20 protein-coding genes are annotated in these 21,736 nt (G+C 66.0%); 13 read left to right on the top strand and 7 right to left on the bottom strand.

Features of this window, described 5'->3' with window-relative positions; genetic code table 11:
* Positions 1-79: 79 nt before the first annotated feature.
* The gene (locus tag KW832_RS15700) at positions 80-1,360 is read left to right on the top strand and encodes an EAL and HDOD domain-containing protein (protein WP_218300615.1); all 1,281 of its coding nucleotides are present in this window, start codon (positions 80-82) and stop codon (positions 1,358-1,360) included.
* A gap of 66 nt (positions 1,361-1,426) precedes the next feature.
* On the opposite strand, the gene KW832_RS15695 is transcribed toward KW832_RS15700, so the two are convergent.
* The 3 genes from KW832_RS15695 to KW832_RS15685 all read right to left on the bottom strand — a co-directional run bounded on the left by KW832_RS15695 (position 1,427) and on the right by KW832_RS15685 (position 4,398).
* Complete coding sequence (locus KW832_RS15695) at positions 1,427-2,392, bottom strand: tripartite tricarboxylate transporter substrate binding protein (RefSeq protein WP_218300614.1); 966 nt, start codon at positions 2,390-2,392, stop codon at positions 1,427-1,429.
* 61 nt (positions 2,393-2,453) lie between these two features.
* Positions 2,454-3,353, bottom strand: coding sequence for a site-specific tyrosine recombinase XerD (xerD, locus tag KW832_RS15690; protein ID WP_218300613.1), 900 nt, complete (start codon positions 3,351-3,353; stop codon positions 2,454-2,456).
* 79 nt (positions 3,354-3,432) lie between these two features.
* Complete coding sequence (locus tag KW832_RS15685) at positions 3,433-4,398, bottom strand: tripartite tricarboxylate transporter substrate binding protein BugE (RefSeq protein ID WP_055398604.1); 966 nt, start codon at positions 4,396-4,398, stop codon at positions 3,433-3,435.
* A 127-nt stretch (positions 4,399-4,525) separates the two neighbouring features.
* Between KW832_RS15685 and KW832_RS15680 the strand changes: the two genes are divergently transcribed.
* Positions 4,526-5,431: an AEC family transporter gene (locus KW832_RS15680; RefSeq protein WP_121505824.1), complete on the top strand. Its 906-nt coding sequence runs from the start codon at positions 4,526-4,528 to the stop codon at positions 5,429-5,431.
* A complete protein-coding gene (locus KW832_RS15675; protein WP_370628720.1) occupies positions 5,428-6,105 on the top strand; it encodes a GDSL-type esterase/lipase family protein in 678 nt (225 codons plus the stop codon). Before KW832_RS15680 ends, KW832_RS15675 begins: the two co-directional genes overlap by 4 nt.
* 97 nt (positions 6,106-6,202) lie before the next feature.
* On the opposite strand, the gene queG is transcribed toward KW832_RS15675, so the two are convergent.
* Positions 6,203-7,252, bottom strand: a complete 1,050-nt coding sequence (gene queG / locus KW832_RS15670; protein ID WP_218300612.1) for a tRNA epoxyqueuosine(34) reductase QueG — start codon at positions 7,250-7,252, stop codon at positions 6,203-6,205.
* A 12-nt stretch (positions 7,253-7,264) separates the two neighbouring features.
* On the opposite strand from queG, the gene tsaE reads away from it, so the two are divergent.
* The 3 genes from tsaE to KW832_RS15655 all read left to right on the top strand — a co-directional run bounded on the left by tsaE (position 7,265) and on the right by KW832_RS15655 (position 9,706).
* Positions 7,265-7,783, top strand: coding sequence for a tRNA (adenosine(37)-N6)-threonylcarbamoyltransferase complex ATPase subunit type 1 TsaE (tsaE, locus tag KW832_RS15665; protein WP_218300611.1), 519 nt, complete (start codon positions 7,265-7,267; stop codon positions 7,781-7,783).
* A 6-nt stretch (positions 7,784-7,789) separates the two neighbouring features.
* On the top strand, positions 7,790-9,241 hold the full coding sequence (locus KW832_RS15660) for an N-acetylmuramoyl-L-alanine amidase (protein ID WP_218300610.1): 1,452 nt from the start codon (positions 7,790-7,792) through the stop codon (positions 9,239-9,241).
* Positions 9,242-9,364: 123 nt separating this feature from the next.
* Positions 9,365-9,706: a cupin domain-containing protein gene (locus tag KW832_RS15655; protein ID WP_055393289.1), complete on the top strand. Its 342-nt coding sequence runs from the start codon at positions 9,365-9,367 to the stop codon at positions 9,704-9,706.
* 24 nt (positions 9,707-9,730) lie between these two features.
* On the opposite strand, the gene KW832_RS15650 is transcribed toward KW832_RS15655, so the two are convergent.
* Positions 9,731-11,296 (bottom strand): methyl-accepting chemotaxis protein, encoded by a 1,566-nt coding sequence (locus KW832_RS15650; protein WP_255577767.1) that lies wholly within the window; start codon positions 11,294-11,296, stop codon positions 9,731-9,733.
* Between the two features lie 309 nt (positions 11,297-11,605).
* On the opposite strand from KW832_RS15650, the gene KW832_RS15645 reads away from it, so the two are divergent.
* Positions 11,606-11,845 (top strand): glycine zipper 2TM domain-containing protein, encoded by a 240-nt coding sequence (locus KW832_RS15645; protein WP_082437237.1) that lies wholly within the window; start codon positions 11,606-11,608, stop codon positions 11,843-11,845.
* 107 nt (positions 11,846-11,952) lie between these two features.
* Here the strand turns inward: KW832_RS15645 and KW832_RS15640 are convergent, their stop codons facing one another.
* Entirely contained in the window at positions 11,953-12,600 is a 648-nt protein-coding gene (locus KW832_RS15640; protein ID WP_121420696.1) for a DedA family protein, read from the bottom strand.
* Between the two features lie 108 nt (positions 12,601-12,708).
* Here KW832_RS15640 and mutL point away from each other — a divergent pair, with 108 nt between their 5' ends.
* Entirely contained in the window at positions 12,709-14,751 is a 2,043-nt protein-coding gene (mutL, locus tag KW832_RS15635; protein WP_218300609.1) for a DNA mismatch repair endonuclease MutL, read from the top strand.
* Positions 14,752-14,918: 167 nt separating this feature from the next.
* Here the strand turns inward: mutL and KW832_RS15630 are convergent, their stop codons facing one another.
* Entirely contained in the window at positions 14,919-16,082 is a 1,164-nt protein-coding gene (locus tag KW832_RS15630) for a glycerophosphodiester phosphodiesterase (protein WP_121505819.1), read from the bottom strand.
* A 254-nt stretch (positions 16,083-16,336) separates the two neighbouring features.
* Here KW832_RS15630 and gdhA point away from each other — a divergent pair, with 254 nt between their 5' ends.
* The 5 genes from gdhA (at position 16,337) to KW832_RS15605 (ending at position 21,733) form a co-directional block, all read left to right on the top strand.
* Positions 16,337-17,680 carry an NADP-specific glutamate dehydrogenase gene (gdhA, locus tag KW832_RS15625; protein ID WP_055393279.1) on the top strand — a complete coding sequence of 448 codons (1,344 nt, stop codon included), beginning with the start codon at positions 16,337-16,339 and terminating at the stop codon, positions 17,678-17,680.
* A gap of 140 nt (positions 17,681-17,820) precedes the next feature.
* Entirely contained in the window at positions 17,821-18,654 is an 834-nt protein-coding gene (locus KW832_RS15620) for an alpha/beta hydrolase (protein ID WP_218300608.1), read from the top strand.
* A 160-nt stretch (positions 18,655-18,814) separates the two neighbouring features.
* Positions 18,815-20,056 (top strand): multidrug effflux MFS transporter, encoded by a 1,242-nt coding sequence (locus KW832_RS15615; RefSeq protein WP_218300607.1) that lies wholly within the window; start codon positions 18,815-18,817, stop codon positions 20,054-20,056.
* Positions 20,049-21,080 (top strand): tRNA (adenosine(37)-N6)-dimethylallyltransferase MiaA, encoded by a 1,032-nt coding sequence (miaA, locus tag KW832_RS15610; RefSeq protein WP_218300606.1) that lies wholly within the window; start codon positions 20,049-20,051, stop codon positions 21,078-21,080. The genes KW832_RS15615 and miaA overlap by 8 nt, the downstream gene beginning before the upstream one ends.
* Positions 21,077-21,733 carry an ABC transporter ATP-binding protein gene (locus KW832_RS15605; RefSeq protein WP_218300605.1) on the top strand — a complete coding sequence of 219 codons (657 nt, stop codon included), beginning with the start codon at positions 21,077-21,079 and terminating at the stop codon, positions 21,731-21,733. Before miaA ends, KW832_RS15605 begins: the two co-directional genes overlap by 4 nt.
* The last annotated feature ends 3 nt before the right edge of the window (positions 21,734-21,736 follow it).

Below are 21,736 nucleotides of genomic sequence, written 5' to 3'. Positions count from 1 at the left end.
CTCATATTGATTGATAGGCGCACGCCACGTGCAGGTCTAGAATCATTGCAGACCCCAGCACATCACTCCAGCAGACCCCATGTCGACCACACCTGAACAAGACGCCCCCGAAGCTGCATCGCCTGCGGTTGACCCTGTAGACGAGAACATCGCCATCATTGCGCGCCAGGCCATCGTGGACGAATCCCGCGCTGTCTATGGCTATGAGCTGTTTGACCGGTCCACCGCCTCCGACGCTCACACAGCGGCCAGCGACGCTGCCCTGCTGTTCAACGCCCTGTCGTACGCCGGCACCGAGGCCCTGGTCGGCAAGAAGACGGTGTTTATCAACTGCACGCACGACAGCCTCTCGGGCGGCCACCTGGAACTGATCCACCCCGAAAAGGTGGTGCTGGAAGTCCCCCCTCTACCCGACGGCGCCACGCCCGAGGAGATCGAAGGCCGCATTCCCACGCTGGAAGCCCTGCGCACGCGCGGTTTTCGCCTGGCGTTCGACCAGCAGGCCCTCAAGCGCGCCTACACCAGCTGGTTGCCCATGGCCTCCTTCATCAAGCTCGACATGCAGGCCTTCAAGCCTGAACTGGCTGGGCCGCTGGTCAAGTTCTCCACCACCCACAGCAAGGCCACGCTGGTGGCCGAAAAGGTGGAAACCGCCGAACAGTACGAGCTGATGCGCGGCCTGGGCGTCAAGCTCTTCCAGGGCTACTGGTTTGCCCAGCCTTCGCTGGTGAAGGCCACCACCATCCGCCCCTCGCAGGCCACGATCATCCAGCTCATCAACCTGGTGCGCAAACAGGCCAGCACGGCCGAGATCGAAGATCTGCTCAAGAAAGACCCCACGCTGTCTTTCAACCTGCTGCGCTTCATCAACTCCTCCGGTTTTGGCCTGTCGTGCGAGATCACCTCGTTCCGCCATGCGGTGATGATCCTGGGCCTCAAGAAGCTGTTCCGCTGGGCGGCCTTGCTCATGACCACGTCCCGCGCCGGCGGCGCGCCCCCCGCCGTGGGCCAGACCGCCGTGGTGCGCGGCCGCCTGATGGAGCTGCTGGCCGCCGAGCTGCTGCCACCCGAAGAATGTGACAACGCCTTTGTGGTGGGCGTGTTCTCGCTGCTGGACACCATGCTGGGGGTTCCGATTGAAAAGGCGCTCGAATCCGTGGCACTGCCCGAGCCCGTGATGGACGCCCTGCTGCGCGGCACCGGTGTGTTCGCGCCCTTCCTGGAACTGACCAAGGCCTGCGAAAGCGGCGACGAAGTGGCCTTTGCCAAGAACGCCGATGCGCTGCACCTGTCCAACCGCCAGGTCAACTGGGCCCACCTGCAGGCACTGACCTGGGCCGAGAGCCTCAACGAAGACTGATTCGTCCCAGAAACACCTTTGCCTGCACGGGCCCTGGTCATCCAGGGCCCGTGGTTTTTCAGGCGGTCATTGATTTCCCTGGATACCCGCCGCGCGGATGATGCGCGCGTTGTTCTCCGACTCCTGCGCAATCTGGCGCGCGAACTCGGCAGCCGTGCCGCCGGTCGGTACGTTGTCCGTGGACTCGAGCTTGTTGCGGATGTCGGGCAGGGCCAGCGCCTTGTTCACCTCGGTATTGATGCGCTCCAGCACGGCCACAGGCGTCTGCGCTGGCGCATAGATGCCAAACAGGGAAGACAGGTTGGCTGCAGGCTGGCCCAGCTCTGCCAGCGTGGGCACCTGGGGCAGCGAGTCGAGCCGCGCTGGTGCGCCCACCGCCAGCGGCTTGAGCTTGCCCGCCTTGATGTGCTGCAGCACGGCAGGGCCCGCGTTGGAGGACAACACCTCGTACTGGCCGCCCAGCGCGTCGTTCATCTGCTGGCCGCCGCCCTTGTAGGGGACATGGGTGATCTGCACCTGGCTTTTGCCCATGATCTGCTCCAGCATGATGTGACCCAGCGACGCCTGCCCCGAGGTCGCCCAGCGCACAGCCCCCGGCTTGGCCTGTGCGGCGGCGATGAGGTCCTTGAAATCCGCCGCCTTGCTGGCGGATGTGCCCAGCAGCAGCACGGGTGAATACATCACGCTCACGACCGGCGCAATGTCCTTTTGGGGATCGAACGGCGACTTGCCCAGGTGCGGATTGAGCGCCAGCGGGCTCACCGCCGCAAAGCCCAGGGTGTAGCCGTCGGGAGCCGCCTTGGCCACCGCGTCCACGCCCAGGCTGCCACTCGCACCGGCCTTGTTCTCGATGACCACGGGGGTGCCGAGTTGCACAGCCAGCTTGTCGGCCAGCGCTCGGGCCACCGTGTCGCTCACGCCGCCGGCGGGGTAGGCCACCACGATGCGAATCGGTTTGGCCGTGGGCCAGGCCTGCGCCATGGCCAGGGTGACCGTGCTCAGCAGCAACGCGCCGACAAATAGTTTTTTCATGAATGTTTCCTTGGGTGAAAGGGCGTGTATCCGCAGGGGCACCACAACCAGGGCGCCTGCGCTACCCGCGCGGATGGTGTTGCGCATGAAGCGATTTGAGCCGCTCGCGCGCCACGTGGGTGTAGATGGTGGTGGTGGAAATATCGGCGTGGCCCAGCAGCAACTGCACCACCCGCAAATCTGCACCGTGGTTGAGCAGATGCGTGGCGAACGCGTGCCGCAGCGTGTGGGGCGACAGTGGCACGGTGATGCCCGCCACCTGCGCCCATTTCTTCACGATGACCCAGAACATGACCCGCGTCATGCCGCCGCCCCGCTGGGTGACGAACAGGTCGTCTGTCTGCTGCCCGCCCAGGATGGCGCTGCGGCCCTCCTGCAGATAGCGGTCCAGCCACTGGCGGGCCACTTCGCCAAACGGCACGAGCCGCTCCTTGCTGCCCTTGCCCATGACCCGCAGCACGCCCTCGTTCAGACCCAGCTGAAAGGTCTTGAGCGTAACCAGCTCCGTCACGCGCAGGCCGCTGGCGTACATCAGCTCCAGCATGGTGCGGTCGCGCAGCCCGAGCGGGTTGCCGACGTCTGGCGCATTCAGCAGGGCTTCCACCTGCGCCTGTGACAAGGTCTTGGGCACGCGCAGGGGCTGGCGCGCAGCCTGCAACCGCACCGTGGGGTCGACCGTGATGCGCCGCTCCCGCAGCGCCCAGTGAAAGTAGCGGCGCAGCACCGTGAGGCGCCGGTTGGCAGACGTAGCGCGGGTCTGCGCATGCCGGGCGGCGAAGTAACCCTGCAGATGGTGCTCGGCCGTGCCGTCCAACGCCTGCGGAGGCTGCTGGTCGGCCAGCCACTGCGCGTACAGCGTCAGGTCACGCCGGTAGGCGGCCAGCGTGTTGCGCGAAAGCCCGTCCTCCAGCCAGAGGGCGTCCACAAAGGTGTCGATGGCGGTCAGGCTGGTGGCAAGCATGCAAAAAACGATAGCACGTAAAAAAGCCGCCCGTGGCAACGGGCGGCTTTGACTGAGAAGTATGGAATACGGCGCTTGCTTATTCCAGCGTCAGCTTCTGCTTGGCGACCACCTGCTTGTAGACCGCGAACTCGGCCTTGATCTGCTCGGCAAACTGCTCGGGCGTGTTGCCCACCACGATGGAGCCGGTGTCTTCGATGCGCTTCTTCACGGCCGGGTCTTGCAGTGCGGTGCGCACGGCGGCGTTGATTTTGTCAACGATGTCCTTGGGCAGTCCCTTGGGGCCCAGGATGCCGTAGTAGGCCATGCGGTTCACGGGCTCCAGGCCCAGTTCCTTGAACGTGGGCACATTGGGCAGTGCGGCAACGCGCTGTGGCGCGGCCACAGCGATGGCCACGAGGCGGTTGTCCTTGATGAAGGGCAGCGCGGATGGAATGTTGTCAAAGATGATCGGCACCTGGCCGGCCACGGTGTCGTTCAGCGCCGGGCCCGCACCGCGGTAGGGGATGTGCGTGACGAAGGTGTTGGACAGGCTCTTGTACAGCTCCATCTGCAGGTGGCCAATGCCGCCCGTGCCCGACGATGCATACGAGTACTTGCCGGGGTTCTTCTGCACTTCGGCCACAAACGACTTGTAGTCCTTGGCGGGGAAGCTGGGGTTCACGGCAATCAGATTGGGCGTGGCCGCAATGTTGATAATGGGCGTGAAGTCCGTCAGCGGGTTGTACGGGGTCTTGGGGTTGATGGCGGGGTTGGCGGCCGTGGTGGACACGGTGGCCACGCCCAGCGTGTAGCCGTCTGGTGCCGAGCGTGCCGTTTCTGCCGCACCCACAATGCCGCCGCCACCGGCCTTGTTCTCCACGATCACGCTCTGGCCCAGGGCCTTGCCCAGCGGGTCGGCGATCACGCGCGCAATGATGTCGGTGGTGCCACCGGGTGCAAACGGCACCTGCAGCTTGATCACCTTGTTGGGGTAGCCCTGGGCGGCTGCGGTGCCTGCGGCGGCAGCCAGTACGGTCAGCGCGAGCCATTGACGACGATGCATGGAGTTCTCCTTCGAGCGGGGGTAACAAACAGCGCTGATGGTATGCGCAATGGCTGCCTTGGAGCCCTGCGGATTCCACATAAGGGCTAACCCGAAGAGACTGACACGGATCAAGTATTCTCGGCACGTGAATTACGCCCAGCTCCTGATCCCGGACTTCTCCCTCATCCTCTGCGGATACCTCATCTGCCGGTACACCGCCCTCAACCGCTCGGTATGGCAACCCGTGGAGAGCCTGGTGTACTACCTGCTCTTCCCTGTGCTGTTGTTCCAGTCCATCGTCAAGAGCCCGGTGGACATCGGCGCTGCGTCCGGCCTCATCGCTGCGGGCTTGACCATGGGCATCACGGGCATTGCGCTGGCCTACAGCCTGCCACACTGGCCCTGGCTGGGCAAGCACATCGACGCACGCGACCACGCGGCCAGCGCGCAGGTGGCGTTCCGCTTCAACTCGTTCATTGGCCTGGCCATTGCCGAGCGCCTGGCGGGCGCTGAGGGCTTGCTGATGATTGCCGTGCTGATCGGCGTGTGCGTGCCGCTGTTCAACGTGGCGGCCGTGTGGCCCATGGCGCGGCATGGCCAGCACAGCTTTGCGCGCGAGCTGGTGCGCAACCCGCTCATCGTCGCCACGGTGTCGGGCCTGGTGGCCAACCTGCTGGGCTTTCAGATTCCGGAATGGGCCAGCCCCACGGTCAGCCGCATCAGTGCGGCGTCGCTCGCGCTGGGGCTGATGGCGGCGGGCGCAGGCCTGCAGTTTGGCCTGCTCTCGCGCGGCAAGGCGCTGAGCGTGGCGGTGTTGTCCATCCGGCACCTGGTGCAGCCCCTGCTGGCGTTTGCGATGGCGCGGCTGTTTGGGCTCAACGCCGTGCAGACCACCATGCTGCTCGCGTTCTCGGCCCTGCCCACTGCCTCTACCTGCTATGTGCTGGCAGCGCGCATGGGCTACAACGGGCCGTATGTGGCGGGGCTAGTGACGCTATCCACATTGCTGGGCATGGTCAGCCTGCCGTTTGCGCTGGGGTTTCTACGATGACCGATTCCCGCAGAGCCCTGGGTTCCGACCCGTTGGCACGCCGCCGCGCGCTGATGGCAAGCCTGGGGGCACTGGCGCTTGTGCCGTTGGTGGGCTGCGGGCGCAAAACCCCGCGCGCGCAATCGTTGCCGCCCGATGCCACCGTGCTGGCCCTGGGCGACTCGCTGACATCGGGCGTGGGTGCCTCGGCCGACACCGCCTACCCGGCCGTGCTGGCACGCCTGACAGGCTGGAAGGTGGTCAATGGTGGAATTTCGGGTGACACCTCGGGCGATGCGCTGACGCGCCTGCCGGGGTTGCTGCAAAAGCACAAGCCGGCGTTGGTGATCGTGAGCATTGGCGGCAACGACTTTCTGCGCCGCCAGAGCGCCACCGCCACCCGCAGCAACATCCGCCAGATCTGCACCGATGCCCAGGCCAGCGGCGCACAGGTGCTGCTAGTGGCGGTGCCCGAGCTGACAATGCTGGCGGCGGTAGGCCGCCTGAGCGACCACGCGATGTACGAAGAGATCGCCGGCGAACTGAAAGTGCCGCTGCACAGCAAAGGCTGGTCGGGTGTACTGGGGCAGGAGCGGCTGCGGGCGGACCAGATCCATGCCAATGCTGCGGGGTATGAAGAATTTACCCAGGGGCTGGTGTTGACCCTCAAAGACACAGGTTTGCTGGCGCGGTAGCCGCAAGAGCAAAAGCAACACGCCCCAGCAAAGCTGGCACCAATGCTCTTATTTTGATAGCTTTTTGCGCTTATCCATCAAGCGCTAGGTGCCAATTTCACTCAAAATTCAGCGCCCAGACCACATGTTCGCGCACCAGCTCGCTGGTGTCGTCGGCGCGGGACTGCAATGCCGCACGCACCGCCTCATCCCCCGTCGCCCGCAGCGCATTGCCCAGCGCCACAGCCACATTGCGCAGCCAGCGCTCGTGGCCAATGCGGCGGATGGGGCCGCCTTCGGTCATGCGCAAAAAGGTGGGCTCATCCCACGCAAACAGGTGCACCAGCTGCTGGCCCGCCAGGCCCTTGCGCTCGTCAAAGTCCGGCAGGCGGCTCACCTGGGCAAACTTGTTCCAGGGGCAAATCAGCTGGCAGTCGTCGCAGCCGTAGATGCGGTTGCCCATCAGGGGCCGCAACTCCACGGGGATGGGCCCGGCGTATTCGATGGTGAGGTACGAGATGCAGCGCCGCGCATCAACGCGGTGCGGCGCAATGATGGCCTGCGTGGGGCACACGTCAATGCACGCGCTGCAGCTGCCGCAATGCGCGGTGACGGGCGCGCTTTTGGGCAGGGCCATGTCCACATAGATTTCGCCGAGGAAGAACATCGACCCCGCCTCGCGGTTGAGCACCAGTGTGTGTTTGCCGCGCCAGCCCTGGCCGCTGCGCGCGGCCAGCTCCGCCTCCAGCACGGGGGCCGAGTCGGTAAACACGCGGTGGCCAAACGGTCCAATCGCCTCGGCGATGCGGTCACTGAGTTTTTGCAGGCGCGCGCGCAGCACCTTGTGATAATCCCGGCCTCGGGCGTAGACCGACACGATGCCCTCCTGCGGGCGCTGCAGGCGCGAAAGCTCCGCCGTCTGCCAGCCATCGGGCGCGTCCATGGCGGTATCGCGCGGCAAGTAATCCATGCGCGCCGTGATCACGCTCACGGTGCCGGGCACCAGTTCGGCCGGGCGTGCGCGCTTCATGCCGTGGGATGCCATGTAATGCATGTCACCATGGAAGCCCTGCGCCAGCCAGGCCTCAAGCCCGGGCTCTGCCGCAGACAAGTCCACCCCCGCCACGCCGATTTGGGAAAATCCCAGCTCGCGGGCCCACTCCTGCATTTGAGGAACGAGTTGACTGTTGCACCACATACCGGCCAGATTGTAGGAAGCGGCAACCATGCTGCTGCCGAAACTGCGCGCCATTTCACCTGGCACAGCGAGGACGACACCACCGCCTTCGCGCAGCGCCTGGCCGCGCAGCCCCTGCTGGCCAATGCCTTTGTAACCCTGCACGGCGACCTGGGCGCGGGCAAGACCACGCTGGTGCGCCACCTGCTGCGCGCGCTGGGCGTAGAGGGCCGCATCAAGAGCCCCACCTACGCCGTGGTGGAGCCACACGAGGCCCCGGGCCTCGCCATCTGGCACTTTGACTTCTACCGCTTTGACGACCCGCGCGAGTGGGAGGATGCGGGTTTCAGGGACATTTTTGCCAACCCCGGTCTCAAGGTGGCAGAATGGCCGGAAAAGGCTGCAGCGCTTACCCCGCTTGCGGACCTTGCTATCCACATTGAAGCAATCGACGACACCGAAAGGAAAGTCACCGTGCACGCCCATACCCCCATCGGGCGTGCCTTGCTGCAAGCACTCTGAGACGCCGTGAACGAACCCACCCTGCCCGCTCATCCCCCCGCTGCCCCCCTGCCCTCGCGCCGCGCTGTGCTGCAGGCGGGCAGTCTGGTGCTGTTGCTGGGCACGCAGCAGATTGCACGCGGCGCCACCATCCTGGCCGTGCGCGTGTGGCCCGCCCCCGAGTATTCGCGCGTGACCATCGAATCCGACGGTGCGCTGGTGGCCAAGCAGTTTTTCGTGACCACCCCGCCCCGGCTGGCGGTGGATATCGAGGGCATCGACCTGAGCCCCGAGCTGCGCGAGCTGGTGGCCAAGGTCAAGCCCGACGACCCCAACATCGCCGGCATCCGCGTGGGCCAGAATGCGCCCGGTGTGGTGCGTCTGGTGGTCGACCTGAAACAGGCGGCCATGCCCCAGGTGTTCACGCTGCCCCCCGTGGCGGCCTACCAGCACCGGCTCGTGTTTGACCTGTACCCCGCCGCACCGGTGGACCCGCTGGAGGCGCTGATTGCCGAACGCCTGCGCGAGGCCCCCGCCAAGCCCGCCCCCGCACCCAATCCGCCGCTGACGGCCGCTGCTGCGGCCAACGCCGCCGCAGCGCGCGTCCCCACAGCGCCCGAGCACGACCCGCTGGGCGACCTGATTGCGCAGCGCAGCCAGCGCCCTGGCCCGCCCGAGCCACCACCCATGGTGGCCACCGCGCCGCCACCGCCAGAACCCGCGCGCCCCGGCAACCGCGCCACATCCACCCAGACCGACCGCATCATCATCGTGGCGCTGGACCCTGGCCACGGCGGCGAAGACCCCGGCGCCATCGGCCCTGCAGGCACGCGCGAAAAGGACGTGGTGCTGCGCGTGGCGCACCTGCTGCGCGACCGCATCAACGCCACCACCGTGGGCGGCAACCCCATGCGCGCCTACCTGACGCGCGACGGCGATTACTTTGTGCCCCTGGGCACCCGCGTGCAAAAGGCGCGGCGCGTGCAGGCCGACCTGTTCGTCAGCATCCACGCCGACGCGTTCACCACCCCCGCCGCCAGGGGCGCCAGCGTGTTTGCGCTGAGCCAGGGTGGCGCCTCCAGCACGGCTGCCCGCTGGCTGGCCAACAAGGAGAACCAGGCCGACCTGGTGGGCGGGATCAACGTGCAGTCCAAAGACCAGCACGTGCAGCGCGCGCTGCTGGACATGAGCACCACCGCACAGATCAACGACAGCCTGAAGCTGGGCACCGTGCTGCTGGGCGAGATCGGCGGCATGGCCAAGCTGCACAAGCCCCGCGTGGAGCAGGCAGGTTTTGCCGTGCTGAAGGCGCCCGATATTCCGAGCGTATTGGTCGAAACCGCCTTTATCAGCAACCCCGAAGAAGAAAAGCGCCTGCGCAGCAGTGCCTACCAGGAACAACTGGCCGATGCGCTGATGCGCGGCATCACGCGTTACTTTGCCAAGAACCCGCCGCTGGCGCGCAGCCGGTCGGTGTAAGAACCTGTTCAAGACACCCCAATGGTGACTCCCCCGCCTTGCGCGGGCCGCGAAGTGCAGGCACAGTAGCCTTCATCGTCCCAGCCCGGCGCGCACCGCGCACCGGCAGGAAAGGAGGAAGTCATGGCACTACCCCACGCCCAATCCGGCCAGATCGTCAGCATGCGCCCCCTGGGCGACCGCTTGCCCGAAACCGTCACCACCGCCATCCTCAAAGCAGGTCAGCTTGAAGTGATACGCGTGGTGCTGCCAGTGGGCAAATCCATGAAAGAACACCAGACCCCCGGCGAGGGCACCGTGTTGTGCATTGAGGGCATGGTGGAATTTGTCAGCGAGCACGGCGTTCAGCAACTGCGCGCGGGCGATTTTGTGCACCTTGCGCCCCGCGCACTGCACTCGCTCAAAGCCGTGGAGGATGCATCGCTGCTGGTCACCATGTGCCTCAAGCCTACCCAAGCAGCATAGGCCCATCCGCCGATCCGCCCCCGCTCAGCGCCCCAGCCGGAACACACTCACAATTTCGGCCAGCTTGGCAGCCTGGTGCTTGAGGCTGTCGGCCGCTGCGGCGCTCTGCTCCACGAGCGCCGCGTTCTGCTGCGTGACCTGGTCGAGCTGCGTGACGGCCTCGCCCACCTGACTGATGCCAATGGTCTGCTCGCCCGTGGCACTCGATATTTCGCCGATCAGGTCACTCACGCGTTTGACCTGGGCGACGATGTCTTCGATGCTCTGCCCCGCGTTACCGACCAGGTGCGTACCAGCATCCACCTTCTCCACGCTGGCACCAATCAGCGCCTTGATTTCCTTGGCAGCCTCGGCACTGCGCTGGGCCAAATTGCGCACCTCGCTGGCCACCACGGCAAAACCCCGGCCCTGCTCGCCCGCGCGGGCGGCTTCCACAGCGGCATTGAGCGCCAGGATGTTGGTCTGGAACGCGATGCCATCAATCACCGCGATGATGTCGGTGATCTTGCGCGATGCGGCCGAAATGTCCTGCATCGTGGCCACCACCTGCCCCACCACCTCGCCGCCCTTCACGGCCGCAGCCGATGCGGTGCCCGCCAGCACGGCGGCGCGCTGGGCAGTGTCGGCATTGTTCTTCACGGTGCTGGTGATCTCCTCCATCGAGGCTGCGGTCTGCTCCAGGTTGCTGGCCTGCTCCTCGGTGCGCTGGCTCAGGTCGGCATTGCCCGAGGCGATTTCGCTGGAGCCGGTGGCAATGCTGTCGCTGCTGTGGCGCACATCGCTCACGATGCGCACCAGCGAGGTCTGCATGGCCTCCATCGCCCGCATCATCTCGGCCACCTCGCCCCGCCCGCTGGCATGGATGGGCTGCGACAGATCACCCTCGCCAATGCGCTGGGCGACGGCGCTCACTTCCCCCAGCGAGCGGCGGATGCGCTGTACCACCACCCACGACAACACCGCCAGCAGCGCCAGCCCCGCCACACCCGCCACCAACACGGTCATGCGGTAGGACTGGATCAAGCCCGCCGCCTCGGCCGCCTGCTCGGCCGAGCGTTGCACCTGGTAGTTCACCATCTTGTCGGCCACGGCGTTGTACTTGTCCAGCACCGGGGCAAAGCTGCCCAGCGCATAGGCGCGCGCCTGGGCCATGTCGCCCGCCTTCTTCAGCGCGAGCGACTTGTCGCGCGTCTCCAGGTAAGACTTGCGGATGGTGGCCAATTCCTCCTGGATGAGCAGCCCCTGCGGGCTGTTTTCCAGCTCGGTGTAGCGCTTTTGCACCTTGCTGGTGTCAGCGGTGGTGGCCGCCACCACGTCCTTGAAGTAGTTCTGCAGGTCATCGCCCTCCGTCTGGACGATGGAGAACACCCGCGTGGAGTTGACGGCAATGTTGCTGCGCCAGCGCAGTGCCAGCTGCAGCCGCTCGACCTGCTCGGTGGCCAGGCGGTCCACCGTATTGCCCAGGGTCTGCACCCGCACCAGGCTCAGGGCCAGGATGAGCACCAGCGCAAAAACAGCCACCCCCACAATCAATCCAATCTGTTGCGCCACCGTCAGCTGCGCACCCATCCCCCGTGGTTGCTGGTCCATGGTGTCCCCTTTTTTAGATGTATGTGATGGGTTTGCAGAGAGAAGAAATGATCTTCCTGCGCCCGCCCGTTGGCAACCACCCCACGGGCCACGTAAACCCTGATCACCGGCCTCTGGCCCATGGGCCAAGGACGCCTTACGGCCAACCGCAGCGCCCGCCCCGCACGAGGCCCCATGTCCTACAGACGCTTGCCACAGCTGCCTACGCCGGGCCCCAGCCGCCGAATGGATAGTGAAGCCACAGGTCGAGCCCCGACGCACCCGCTGCTGGGACCCCAGGCCTGACTCCATTCACAAAGGACTCCTGCCATGAAAATCCGTCACATCCTTCTCGCCACCACCTGCACTGCAGCCCTTGCTCTGGGTGGTTGCGCTTCCAATCCGTCGGGCGCCCAAGTGGGCACCGGTGTAGGCGCCGTGGTCGGCGGTGTAGCCGGCAACGCTGTCTTTGGCGGCCCCGTGGGCACCATTGGCGGCGCGGCGGCCGGCGCCCTCATCGGCCATGAGATCGGCGAAGACCGCGATCAACGCAAGCCCTACCGCCGTTAATTCCCCCTCTGTGCCTGACCCCCTGGGAATCAGGAAAAAAATAGCTGCTAGCGCTTATTTTGTAAGCGCCAGCAGCTATATTTTTTATAGCATTTGCAATTGATAAATCAGGCCGCCTTGGCCTGCCGCCCAGCCCGCCAGGCGCCAAAAATCGCGATCAGGCCGGGCACAAAAATCATCGCCCAGATGATCTTGTCCAGGTTCTCCTTGACCCAGGCAAAGTTGCCAAAGAAGTAGCCAGCGGAGCAAATGCCCAGCACCCAGATGAGTGCCCCGGCCACGTTGAACGCTGTGAACTTGGCCCGGCTCATCTCGGCCACGCCCGCCACAAAGGGCGCAAACGTGCGGATGAAGGGCATGAAACGCGCGAGGATGATGGTGATGCCCCCATAGCGCTCGTAAAAATCGTGCGCCTGGTTAAAGGCCCGGCGGTTGAACCAGCGCGAGTCCTCCCACTGGAACACCTTGGGGCCAAAGAAGCGGCCAATCGAATAGTTGCACTGGTCCCCCAGAATGGCCGCCGCGATGAGCACCGCGCAGGCCAGCGGAAAACTCATCATCCCCGCGCCGCAGAGCGCGCCCACGATGAACAGCAGCGAGTCGCCGGGCAAAAACGGCATGACCACCACACCGGTTTCGACGAACACGATCAGGAACAACAGCGCATACACCCAGGCGCCATAGGTTTGCACAAAGGCTTCGAGGTACTTGTCGACATGCAGGATGAAGTCGATCAGAAAGGTCACCAGTTCCATGGGGTAGCCGGTGGGGCACCGGACGCAAAAAAGTTGCGGGCATTATCCCCATCGGCCAATAGGCACCGGCCGATACCCCTGCGCGGCCCCCGCCCTAAAATTGGCCGGGTGAACGACACCACCCCCACCCTTGCAGCCGCAGAGCCGGCCTCTTTTACGCACCTCACCACCCGCCGCCCCATCCGCGACCTGCCGGACGAGCTGATCAGCCAGATCGCCGCCGGTGAAGTGGTGGAACGCCCCGCCTCGGTGGTGCGCGAACTGGTGGACAACGCGCTGGATGCGGGCGCCACGCAAATCACCGTGCGCCTGTCGGCCGGTGGCGTGCGCCTGATCACCGTGGAAGACGACGGCGACGGCATTCCACACGAAGAGCTGCCCGTGGCCCTGCGCCGCCACGCCACCAGCAAAATCACCAACCTGAACGACCTGGAAACCGTGGCCACCATGGGTTTTCGGGGCGAGGCGTTGGCGGCCATTGCCTCGGTGTCGGAGATGTCGCTGCTCTCCCGCCCCATCGCCCAGTCCAACGCCTTTTTGCTGAACGCCCGCAGCGGCGAACTGCGCCCCGCCGCGCGCAGCACCGGCACCACCGTGGAGGTGAAAGAGCTGTTCTTCTCCACCCCCGCGCGCCGCAAGTTCCTGAAGACCGACGCCACCGAGCTGGCGCACTGCATCGAATCGGTGCGCCGCCACGCACTGGCCCGGCCCGATGTGGGATTTGCCATCTGGCACGAAGGCAAGCTGGTGGAGCAGTGGCGCGCCACCTTCGTGCCTGGCCAGGGGGATGCACAAGATGCGCTGGCCCGCCGCCTGTCGGACGTGCTGGGCGAAGACTTCGTCACCCAGTCCGTCGCCGTGCAGCACCGCGTGGGCCCCGTCATCGTGACCGGCCGCGCAGGCCTGCCCGACGCTGCCCGCTCGCGCCCCGACCACCAGTATTGCTACGTCAACGGGCGCTTCGTGCGCGACAAGGTGCTGACGCACGCCGCCCGGAGCGCGTATGAAGACGTGCTGCACGGCCACAAGCAGCCCATCTACGCGCTGTATGTCGAGATCGACCCGGCGCGCGTGGACGTGAACGTGCACCCCACCAAGATCGAAGTGCGCTTCAGAGACAGCCGCGAGGTGCACCAGGCCGTGCGCCACGCCGTGGAGAACGCGCTGGCAGCGCCCCGCGCCGCAGCGCTGGCGGCGGCTGCAGGGGCTGCCGCTTCAGCAGACACGGGCTCCACGGCACAGGCCCCCATTGAGAATTTCAAGCCAAATCAGCCTCTAGCGCTTAACAGACAAGCGCAAGCAGCTATCAAATTTGAAGAACGTGGCCACCATGTGGCGGACCTGCAGGCGCTGTGGGGACCAAGGAAAGAGGACGTAGCCACACCGTCTGCAGAGCTCACCGCACCGCTGGTGAACTGGGGCGCTGCGGCCAACACCTGCGAGGCAGATGCCATGCCGCAGCCCGTGACGCCCACGTCATTCACCCCCCCTGCTGCGGCCGGGGCCAACAACAGCACCGCGAAAGAAACCACCTGGCCCCAGGGCCAGGGCGGCAACGACACCGCCTGGCCGCTGGGCAAGGCCGTGGCCCAACTCCACGGGGTCTACATCCTGGCCGAAAACGCCCAGGGCATGGTCATCGTGGACATGCACGCCGCACACGAACGCATCGTCTACGAACGCCTCAAGTCCCAGGTGGACAGCGGCGCCCGCATTGCCAGCCAGCCCCTGCTGATCCCCGCCACCTTTGCCGCCACCCCGCAAGAGGTCGCCACCGCCGAAGAATCGGCCGAGGTATTGGCCACGCTGGGCATGGAAGTCGTGCCGTTCTCCCCCAAGACCCTGGCCGTGCGCGCCGTGCCCACCACGCTGGCCCAGGGCGACCCGGTCGAACTGGCCCGCAGCGTGCTGGCCGAACTGGCCGCCCACGACGCCACCACCGTGGTGCAACGCGCGCGCAACGAAATCCTGGGCACCATGGCCTGCCACGGCGCCGTGCGCGCCAACCGCAAGCTCACCATCGACGAGATGAATGCGCTGCTGCGGCAGATGGAAACCACGGACCGCAGCGACCAGTGCAACCACGGACGGCCAACGTGGCGGCAGCTCAGCATGAAGGAACTGGACGCGCTGTTCCTGCGGGGCCGGTAAGGTAACCGCAAAAAAATCGGCCCGAGGGCCGATGGACCACCTGCACATCAAGCCCAGGGGCCGCCACAACCGGCACAGCCCCAGGCCAGAGCACCCGTGGAACCGGCCTTGCCGGCCCACCGGGTACGTCCCCCTTTGGGGGAAGGCGCGCCGGGCCTCAGTGGGCTTCAGTTATCCCGCGCCGCCTTGGCATGGTCCGGGAAGTCGCTGAACACGCCATCCACGCCCAGCTGATAGAACAGCTTGTATTCCGCCTTGGGGTCGCCCTTGAAGTCCGACGCCAGGCGCTTGGCTTCGCTGCGGAAGGTGTAGGGGTGCACCAGCAGGCCCGCGGCGTGGGCGTTTTTCACCACGTCGGTGGCGGGCATCATCACGCGGTCGCGTTCGTCGATCTTGCCGTCGCCATTGAGGTCGTCGGCCTTGCCGTCCTTGTTGGCGTCCACCTGCTTGGAGGGGATCAGGTAGGGCTTCCAGGGGCCGATGCCGTCGGCGTAGGTCTTCACTTCCTTCAGGCCCGCAGGCGTGAGCAGGCTGGCGAAGGTGCGAGTGTCTCCCGCCACGGCAAAGTCGTACGGTTTGTCGTAGGGGGCGGTCAGGTCCATGCTGCCGTCGGGGTTCACGTCGTTCGCGTCCACCAGTTGCACCAGGCGGATCTGGGTCTTGGTGCGCAGGTACTTGAGGTTGGAGACCTCAAACGACTGCACGATGACCGGCGAGCTCTTGGCGGTGTAGCTGTACTTGGCCAGGATGGTGAGGAGGCGGTCTTCGAGTGGCAGGCCCAGGCGGACGTGGTAGGTGGGGTGCTTGGTTTCGGGGTACACACCCACGGTGCGGCCCGCCTTGGCGCCTTCGCTCTTGGCCAGGTCCAGCACCTCTTCCAGCGTGGGGATCTGGTACTTGCCGTTGTGCGACTGGTCGCGGTCGGCCAGGGGCTGGATGGCGCGCAGGGTCTTGATTTCGGCCAGGGTGAAGTCCGAGGCGAACCAGCCTTCTTCTTCCACGCCGTCGACCACTTTCTTGGTCTTGCGGCTGGCAAATTCGGCGCGGGTGGACACATCGGTGGTGCCGGTGATGTTGGGCTCGTGGCGTGCAATCAGCGCACCGTCCTTGGTGGCGACCAAGTCAGGCTCGATGAAATCGGCGCCCATCTCGATGGCCCGCTTGTAGCCTTCGAGCGTGTGGTCCGGCAGGTAGCCCGCGGCACCCCGGTGGCCAATCACCAGGGGCTTGTCGCCACTCAAAGTGGGATAGGGGTTGTCATCGCTGCCACCGCAAGCAGCCAGCGTGGCCACCAGGGCCAGCGCACCCAACTTAGCACCGGAAATGTGCATGCTCTTCTCCTCGTTGTGTTTAGAACCGCCGAACTGTGGGCGCCCCCTGTGACAAGGCGATGACGCCCGTTTTGCGAATGGATGACAGCTTCACCGCACCATCCAAACGCACCAAAAAGTGGCAATCACCCTGCCACATTCCCCACCATTGTGCAGAGTCATGCGCATAAACGTATAACTTTTAGACATAATTCGATGTTGCAGCGCGCCATGGCGTGCCACCGCCCCTTGATCTTCAGAAAGTTTTTTGAAATATGAAACACGCGTCCGCAGGCAGCTTCCTCTCACACGTCGCCCTTCGCAACCCAGGACAGCCCGAGTTTCTGCAAGCTGTCACCGAGGTGATGGAAAGCCTGTGGCCCTTCATTGAAGAACACCCCCGCTACGCCGAGCACGGCCTGCTGGAGCGCCTGGTGGAGCCCGAGCGCATCGTCATGTTCCGCGTGTCGTGGGTGGACGACCACGGCAGCGTGCAGGTCAACCGGGGCTACCGCATTCAGCACAGCATGGCCATTGGCCCGTACAAGGGTGGCATCCGGTTCCATCCGTCGGTCAACCTCTCGGTGCTGAAGTTTCTGGCGTTTGAGCAGACCTTCAAGAACGCTCTGACCACCCTGCCCATGGGCGGCGGCAAGGGCGGCAGCGACTTTGACCCCAAGGGCAAGAGCCCGGGAGAAGTCATGCGCTTTTGCCAGGCCTTTGTGTCCGAGCTGTTCCGCCACGTGGGTGCCGACACGGACGTGCCAGCGGGCGACATCGGCGTGGGCGGCCGCGAGGTGGGCTTCATGGCCGGCATGATGAAAAAGCTCAGCAACCGGGCCGACTGCGTGTTCACCGGCAAGGGGCTGTCGTTTGGCGGCTCGCTGGTGCGCCCCGAAGCCACGGGCTACGGCACGGTGTACTTTGCGCAGGAAATGCTCAAGTCCAAAGGCCGCTCGCTCGACGGCTTGCGTGTGTCGGTCTCCGGTTCGGGCAACGTCGCGCAATACGCCGTCGAAAAGGCCATGGAACTGGGTGCCAAGGTCGTCACGGTCTCGGATTCGAGCGGCACCATCGTGGACGAAGACGGCTTCACCCCTGCCAAGCTGGCCGAACTCATGGAAGTGAAGAACCATCTGTATGGCCGCGTGAGCGACTACGCAGCCCGCACCGGCGCCACCTTTGAAGCCGGGGTACGCCCTTGGCATGTACCAGTGGATGTGGCCCTGCCCTGCGCCACCCAGAATGAGCTGGACGCGAACGACGCGGCGGTGCTGATCAAGAACGGCGTGGTCTGCGTGGCCGAGGGCGCCAACATGCCGTCGACCATCGACGCAGCCAAGGCGTTTGAGGCTGCAGGCGTGCTCTACGCCCCGGGCAAGGCCAGCAACGCAGGCGGCGTGGCCACATCGGGTCTGGAGATGAGCCAGAACGCCGCGCGCCTGTCCTGGCCGCGCGAAGAGGTGGATGCGCGCCTGCTGCAGATCATGCAGGGCATCCACGCTGCCTGCCTGCACTATGGCAAACGCAGCGATGGCACCGTGAGCTATGTGGACGGCGCCAACATCGCCGGTTTTGTGAAGGTGGCCGACGCCATGCTGGCGCAGGGCGTGGTGTAACCCCGGTTCCAAAGGCAAGGCAACCGAAGATGGGACAAGAAGGCGCGTTGCCCGCCATTTCGCTCCATTTGCAGGAAACGGGCACAAACCCTGCTTCGCCGGTCAGAACTTTCTGACGCGAAGCCGAGTCTGTCTCCACCATGAAGCGCACCCCCCTCCTGGTTACCCTGACCTTGGCCATCGCCGTGACGGCGGGCTGCGCCACCCTCGACGCCAAGCAGCGCGAATGGATCTTCCAGCCCAGCGACCGCAGCTGGGGCGGTGCACAGTCCACGGCGGACATGCAGGATGTCTGGATCGACTTCCAGTCCGACGCCAGCGGCAAGGCCGAGCGCCTGCATGGCCTGTGGCTGGCCCATGAGCGCGCCGATGCGCCCGTGCTGCTCTATTTGCACGGTGCACGCTGGAACGTGGCGGGCTCGTCGGGCCGCATCCGGCGCATGCAGGAGCTGGGCTTTTCGGTGCTGGCCATCGACTACCGGGGCTTCGGCCAAAGCAGCGCCGGGCTGCCGTCCGAGGCGACCGCCAGCGAAGATGCCCGCGCCGCGTGGGACTGGCTGGCCCAGCAGCAACCGGGCAAGCCCCGCTACATCTTCGGCCACTCGCTGGGCGGCGCCATTGCCATCGACCTGGCCCGCCAGGTGTCCGACGAACAGGGCACCATGGTGGAAGGCACGTTCACCAGCATCCCCGATGTGGTCAGCACCTTCAAATGGGGCTGGTTGCCGGTGTCGGGCCTGATCACGCAGCGTTTTGAATCCGTCCGCAAGGTGGCCGAGATCGGCTCGCCCCTGCTGGTGGTGCATGGCAGCCAGGACAGCCTGATCCAGCCCGCCCTGGGCCGCAAGCTCTTCGAGGCGGCGCAGGAGCCCAAGCAGTTTGTGCTGGTGGAAGGCGGGTCGCACCACAACACCAACTCGGTAGGGCAACCAGCGTATCGGCAAGCCATGGCATCGCTGTTCAAGCTGAGGTAGAGACACCCCCCTGAGGCGCTGCGCGCCTTCCCCCCGCTCTCGCAGCGCTGCGCGCTGTGGGCAGGGGGACGCAGCCCTCGCTGCGGGGCGGCCCTTGCTCGGCTGCCCTGGCCTGGGCCGCGCCGGTATCGAAGGCCCTGTCTGGTACGCTCCAGCGGTTATGTCCGCTCCCTCTACCGCAGCTGCTGGCGCTGCTCCCCCTGCCTCCATCAACCCAGGCATGGCCATCCTGGTGCTGGCCATGCTGCTCTCCATTCAGCCCGTCACCACTGACCTGTACCTGCCCGCATTGCCCGCCCTCACGCGCAGCCTGGGCGCTCAGATGGCCGCGGCACAGCTCACGCTCAGCGGGCTGCTGCTGGCGTTTGGCTGCTCGCAAATGGTGTGGGGGCCGTTGTCAGACCGCTTTGGCCGCCGCCCCATCCTTCTGGCGGGGCTGGGCATCTACACCGTAGCCTCGCTGGGTAGCGCCTTTGCGCCCACCATGACACTGCTCATCGTGTGGCGCATTGCCCAGGGTGCCGCCATGGGCGCGGTGGTGATGTGTGCCCGGGCCATCGTGCGCGACCTGTACACCCCGCTCGATGGCGCGCGCGCCATGTCCAAGGCACTCACCGGGCTCGGGATTGTGGCCTGCATCTGCGCACCACTGGGTGGGGTGCTGAGCGAGTGGCTGGGCTGGCGCGCGGCGCTGATGGCGCTCACGGTGTATGCCGTGGCCACGCTGGCACTGGTGGCGCTGCGCTTGCCCGAGACCCTGGCGCACCGCAACCCCAAAGCCCTGCAGCCCCGCGCCCTGGTCGGCACCTGGATGCATGTGTTGCGCAGCCCCACATTCTGGGCGTTCTCGCTGCAGACCACAGCCACCTATGGCGGGCTGTTCACCTTTCTGGCCGCGTCCTCGTTTGTCTTCATCGACGTGCTGGGTCTCACGCGCACGCAGTTCGGGTGGACGATGGCGTCGGCCTGCGTGGCGTACCTCGCGGGCACTTTCCTGTGCCGGCGCCTGCTGGTACGCCAGGGCCTGCTGCGCACCGTGGCCATTGCTGGTGCGCTGAGCGCGAGCGGCGGTACGCTGATGGCGGCCGTGGCCTTCATGGGCTGGCACCAGCCGTGGGCGCTGCTGCTGCCCTTTTACCTGTTCATGCTGGGCCACGGCATCCACCAGCCCTGCGGGCAAAGCGGTGCGGTGGGGCCCTTCCCCAAAGCGGCTGGCGTGGCGTCCGCACTCAATGGTTTCATGATGATGCTCGCCGCGTTCGGAATCGGCGGCTGGCTGGGCATGCGGCTGGACGGCACGGTGTGGCCGCTGGTCAACGGCATCTGGTTCTGGTCGGTGGTGCTGGCCCTGATCTCGTGGACGCTGGTGCAAAAATTTGGAGCGCCGCGTGAGCATGCCTGAGCCCCTGCTGCACGCCGCTCTGCCCGCCATCGCACTGGCAGGCCCCACAGCCTCGGGCAAGACGGCGGGTGCCCTCGCGCTGGCGGCTGTGCTGGGCAAGCAGGGCACGCCGGTGGAGATCATCAGCGTGGACTCGGCCCTCGTTTACCGGGGCATGGACATCGGCACCGCCAAGCCCACGCCCGACGAGCTTGCTGCCGTGCCGCACCACCTTATCGACATCCGCGACCCGCTGCAGGCCTACAGCGCGGCCGAGTTCGTGCAGGACGCCACGCGGCTCATCGCCGAGATCCGTGCGCGCGGCGCCCTGCCGCTGCTGGTGGGCGGCACCATGCTGTACTTCAAGGCGCTGTTTGACGGCATTGACGACATGCCCGCCGCAGACCCTGCCGTGCGCGCACAGATCGAAGCCCAGGCCGCCGAGCAGGGCTGGCCCGCACTGCATGCCGAGCTGGCCCGCGTAGACCCCGTGACGGCCGCACGCCTGGCCCCGGCCGACAGCCAGCGCATTCAGCGCGCGCTGGAGGTGTGGCACGTATCCGGTCAACCCCTGTCGAGCTTTCACACTACTAAAAAGATAGCTGGTAGCGCTTATGGGATAAGCGCTAGAGCCTTGTTTTCCTTAGAACCTGACGACCGCGCCTGGCTGCACGGCCGCATTGCCCAGCGTTTTGACGCCATGCTGGCCAGCGGCTTCATCGACGAAGTGCGGGCCCTGCGCGCGCGCGGCGACCTGCACCCGGACCTGCCCTCCATGCGCTGCGTGGGCTACCGCCAGGCGTGGGAAGAGCTGGACTTCCAGGCGGCCAAGGGCCCCGACGCGCCGCTGAACCTCGCCTTTTTGCGCGAGCGCGGCATTGCGGCCACACGCCAGCTGGCCAAGCGCCAGATCACCTGGCTGCGCAGCATGCACGAGCGCCACACCATCGCCTGCGACCAACCCCACGCCGTCGCCCAGCTCGTGCAGGCCGTGCTGCAGCGGCTGCTGCAGCAGCCGGGCGGACAAGAACCCGCCACCCCATGACACTGCTGCGCGCTGAACAACTGGGCAAACACTACGGTGAAACGCCGGTGTTCTCGCACGTGAACTTCACTGTCGAGCCGGGCGAGTTCGTGGCCATCGTGGGCGATTCGGGCGTGGGCAAGTCCACCCTGCTCAACTGCCTGGCGGGGCTCGACACCTGGGACACCGGCCGCATCACGCACGGCGCCACCGACCTGGGCCAACTAAGCGACACAGAGCGCGCCCTGTGGCGCCGCGCCCATGTGGGTTTTGTCTTCCAGGCCTTTCATGTGCTGCCGCACCTGGACGTAGCGCAGAACGTGGCCCTGCCGCTGATGCTGCTGGGCCAGAAAGACCCGACGCGCGTACAGCAGATGCTGGACGCCGTAGACATGGCCGACCTGGGCGCGCGGCTGCCGCAGCAGCTCAGCGGGGGGCAGCTGCAGCGCGTGGCGATTGCCCGTGCCCTCGTGCACCGCCCCGCCCTGCTGCTGGCCGACGAACCCACCGGCAACCTCGACCCCACCACCGCCGCTCGCGTGATGGACCTGCTGCTGGCGCAGACACGCGGGCATGGGGCGTCGCTGGTGCTGGTCACGCACTCCGACGCGGCGGCAGCCCGGGCCGACCGGGTGCTGCGGCTGCGCAGCGACGGCATCAGCGCGGGCGGCTGACTG

Origin of the sequence: Acidovorax sp. sif0632, assembly GCF_019218805.1 — a bacterium.
In the GTDB taxonomy this organism is placed as follows: Bacteria; Pseudomonadota; Gammaproteobacteria; order Burkholderiales; family Burkholderiaceae_C; genus Acidovorax; species Acidovorax facilis.
This window is presented reverse-complemented; position numbering and strand designations above follow the sequence as displayed.

Excerpts from the sequence above, each read along its gene's own strand:
- KW832_RS15700 (WP_218300615.1), top strand. The coding sequence starts at position 80 with ATGTCGACCACACCTGAACAAGACGCCCCCGAAGCTGCATCGCCTGCG.
- KW832_RS15695 (WP_218300614.1), bottom strand. The coding sequence starts at position 2,392 with ATGAAAAAACTATTTGTCGGCGCGTTGCTGCTGAGCACGGTCACCCTG.
- xerD (WP_218300613.1), bottom strand. The coding sequence starts at position 3,353 with ATGCTTGCCACCAGCCTGACCGCCATCGACACCTTTGTGGACGCCCTC.
- KW832_RS15685 (WP_055398604.1), bottom strand. The coding sequence starts at position 4,398 with ATGCATCGTCGTCAATGGCTCGCGCTGACCGTACTGGCTGCCGCCGCA.
- KW832_RS15675 (WP_370628720.1), top strand. The coding sequence starts at position 5,428 with ATGACCGATTCCCGCAGAGCCCTGGGTTCCGACCCGTTGGCACGCCGC.
- queG (WP_218300612.1), bottom strand. The coding sequence starts at position 7,252 with ATGCAGGAGTGGGCCCGCGAGCTGGGATTTTCCCAAATCGGCGTGGCG.
- KW832_RS15655 (WP_055393289.1), top strand. The coding sequence starts at position 9,365 with ATGGCACTACCCCACGCCCAATCCGGCCAGATCGTCAGCATGCGCCCC.
- KW832_RS15650 (WP_255577767.1), bottom strand. The coding sequence starts at position 11,296 with ATGGACCAGCAACCACGGGGGATGGGTGCGCAGCTGACGGTGGCGCAA.
- KW832_RS15645 (WP_082437237.1), top strand. The coding sequence starts at position 11,606 with ATGAAAATCCGTCACATCCTTCTCGCCACCACCTGCACTGCAGCCCTT.
- KW832_RS15640 (WP_121420696.1), bottom strand. The coding sequence starts at position 12,600 with ATGGAACTGGTGACCTTTCTGATCGACTTCATCCTGCATGTCGACAAG.
- KW832_RS15630 (WP_121505819.1), bottom strand. The coding sequence starts at position 16,082 with ATGCACATTTCCGGTGCTAAGTTGGGTGCGCTGGCCCTGGTGGCCACG.
- gdhA (WP_055393279.1), top strand. The coding sequence starts at position 16,337 with ATGAAACACGCGTCCGCAGGCAGCTTCCTCTCACACGTCGCCCTTCGC.
- KW832_RS15620 (WP_218300608.1), top strand. The coding sequence starts at position 17,821 with ATGAAGCGCACCCCCCTCCTGGTTACCCTGACCTTGGCCATCGCCGTG.
- KW832_RS15615 (WP_218300607.1), top strand. The coding sequence starts at position 18,815 with ATGTCCGCTCCCTCTACCGCAGCTGCTGGCGCTGCTCCCCCTGCCTCC.
- miaA (WP_218300606.1), top strand. The coding sequence starts at position 20,049 with ATGCCTGAGCCCCTGCTGCACGCCGCTCTGCCCGCCATCGCACTGGCA.
- KW832_RS15605 (WP_218300605.1), top strand. The coding sequence starts at position 21,077 with ATGACACTGCTGCGCGCTGAACAACTGGGCAAACACTACGGTGAAACG.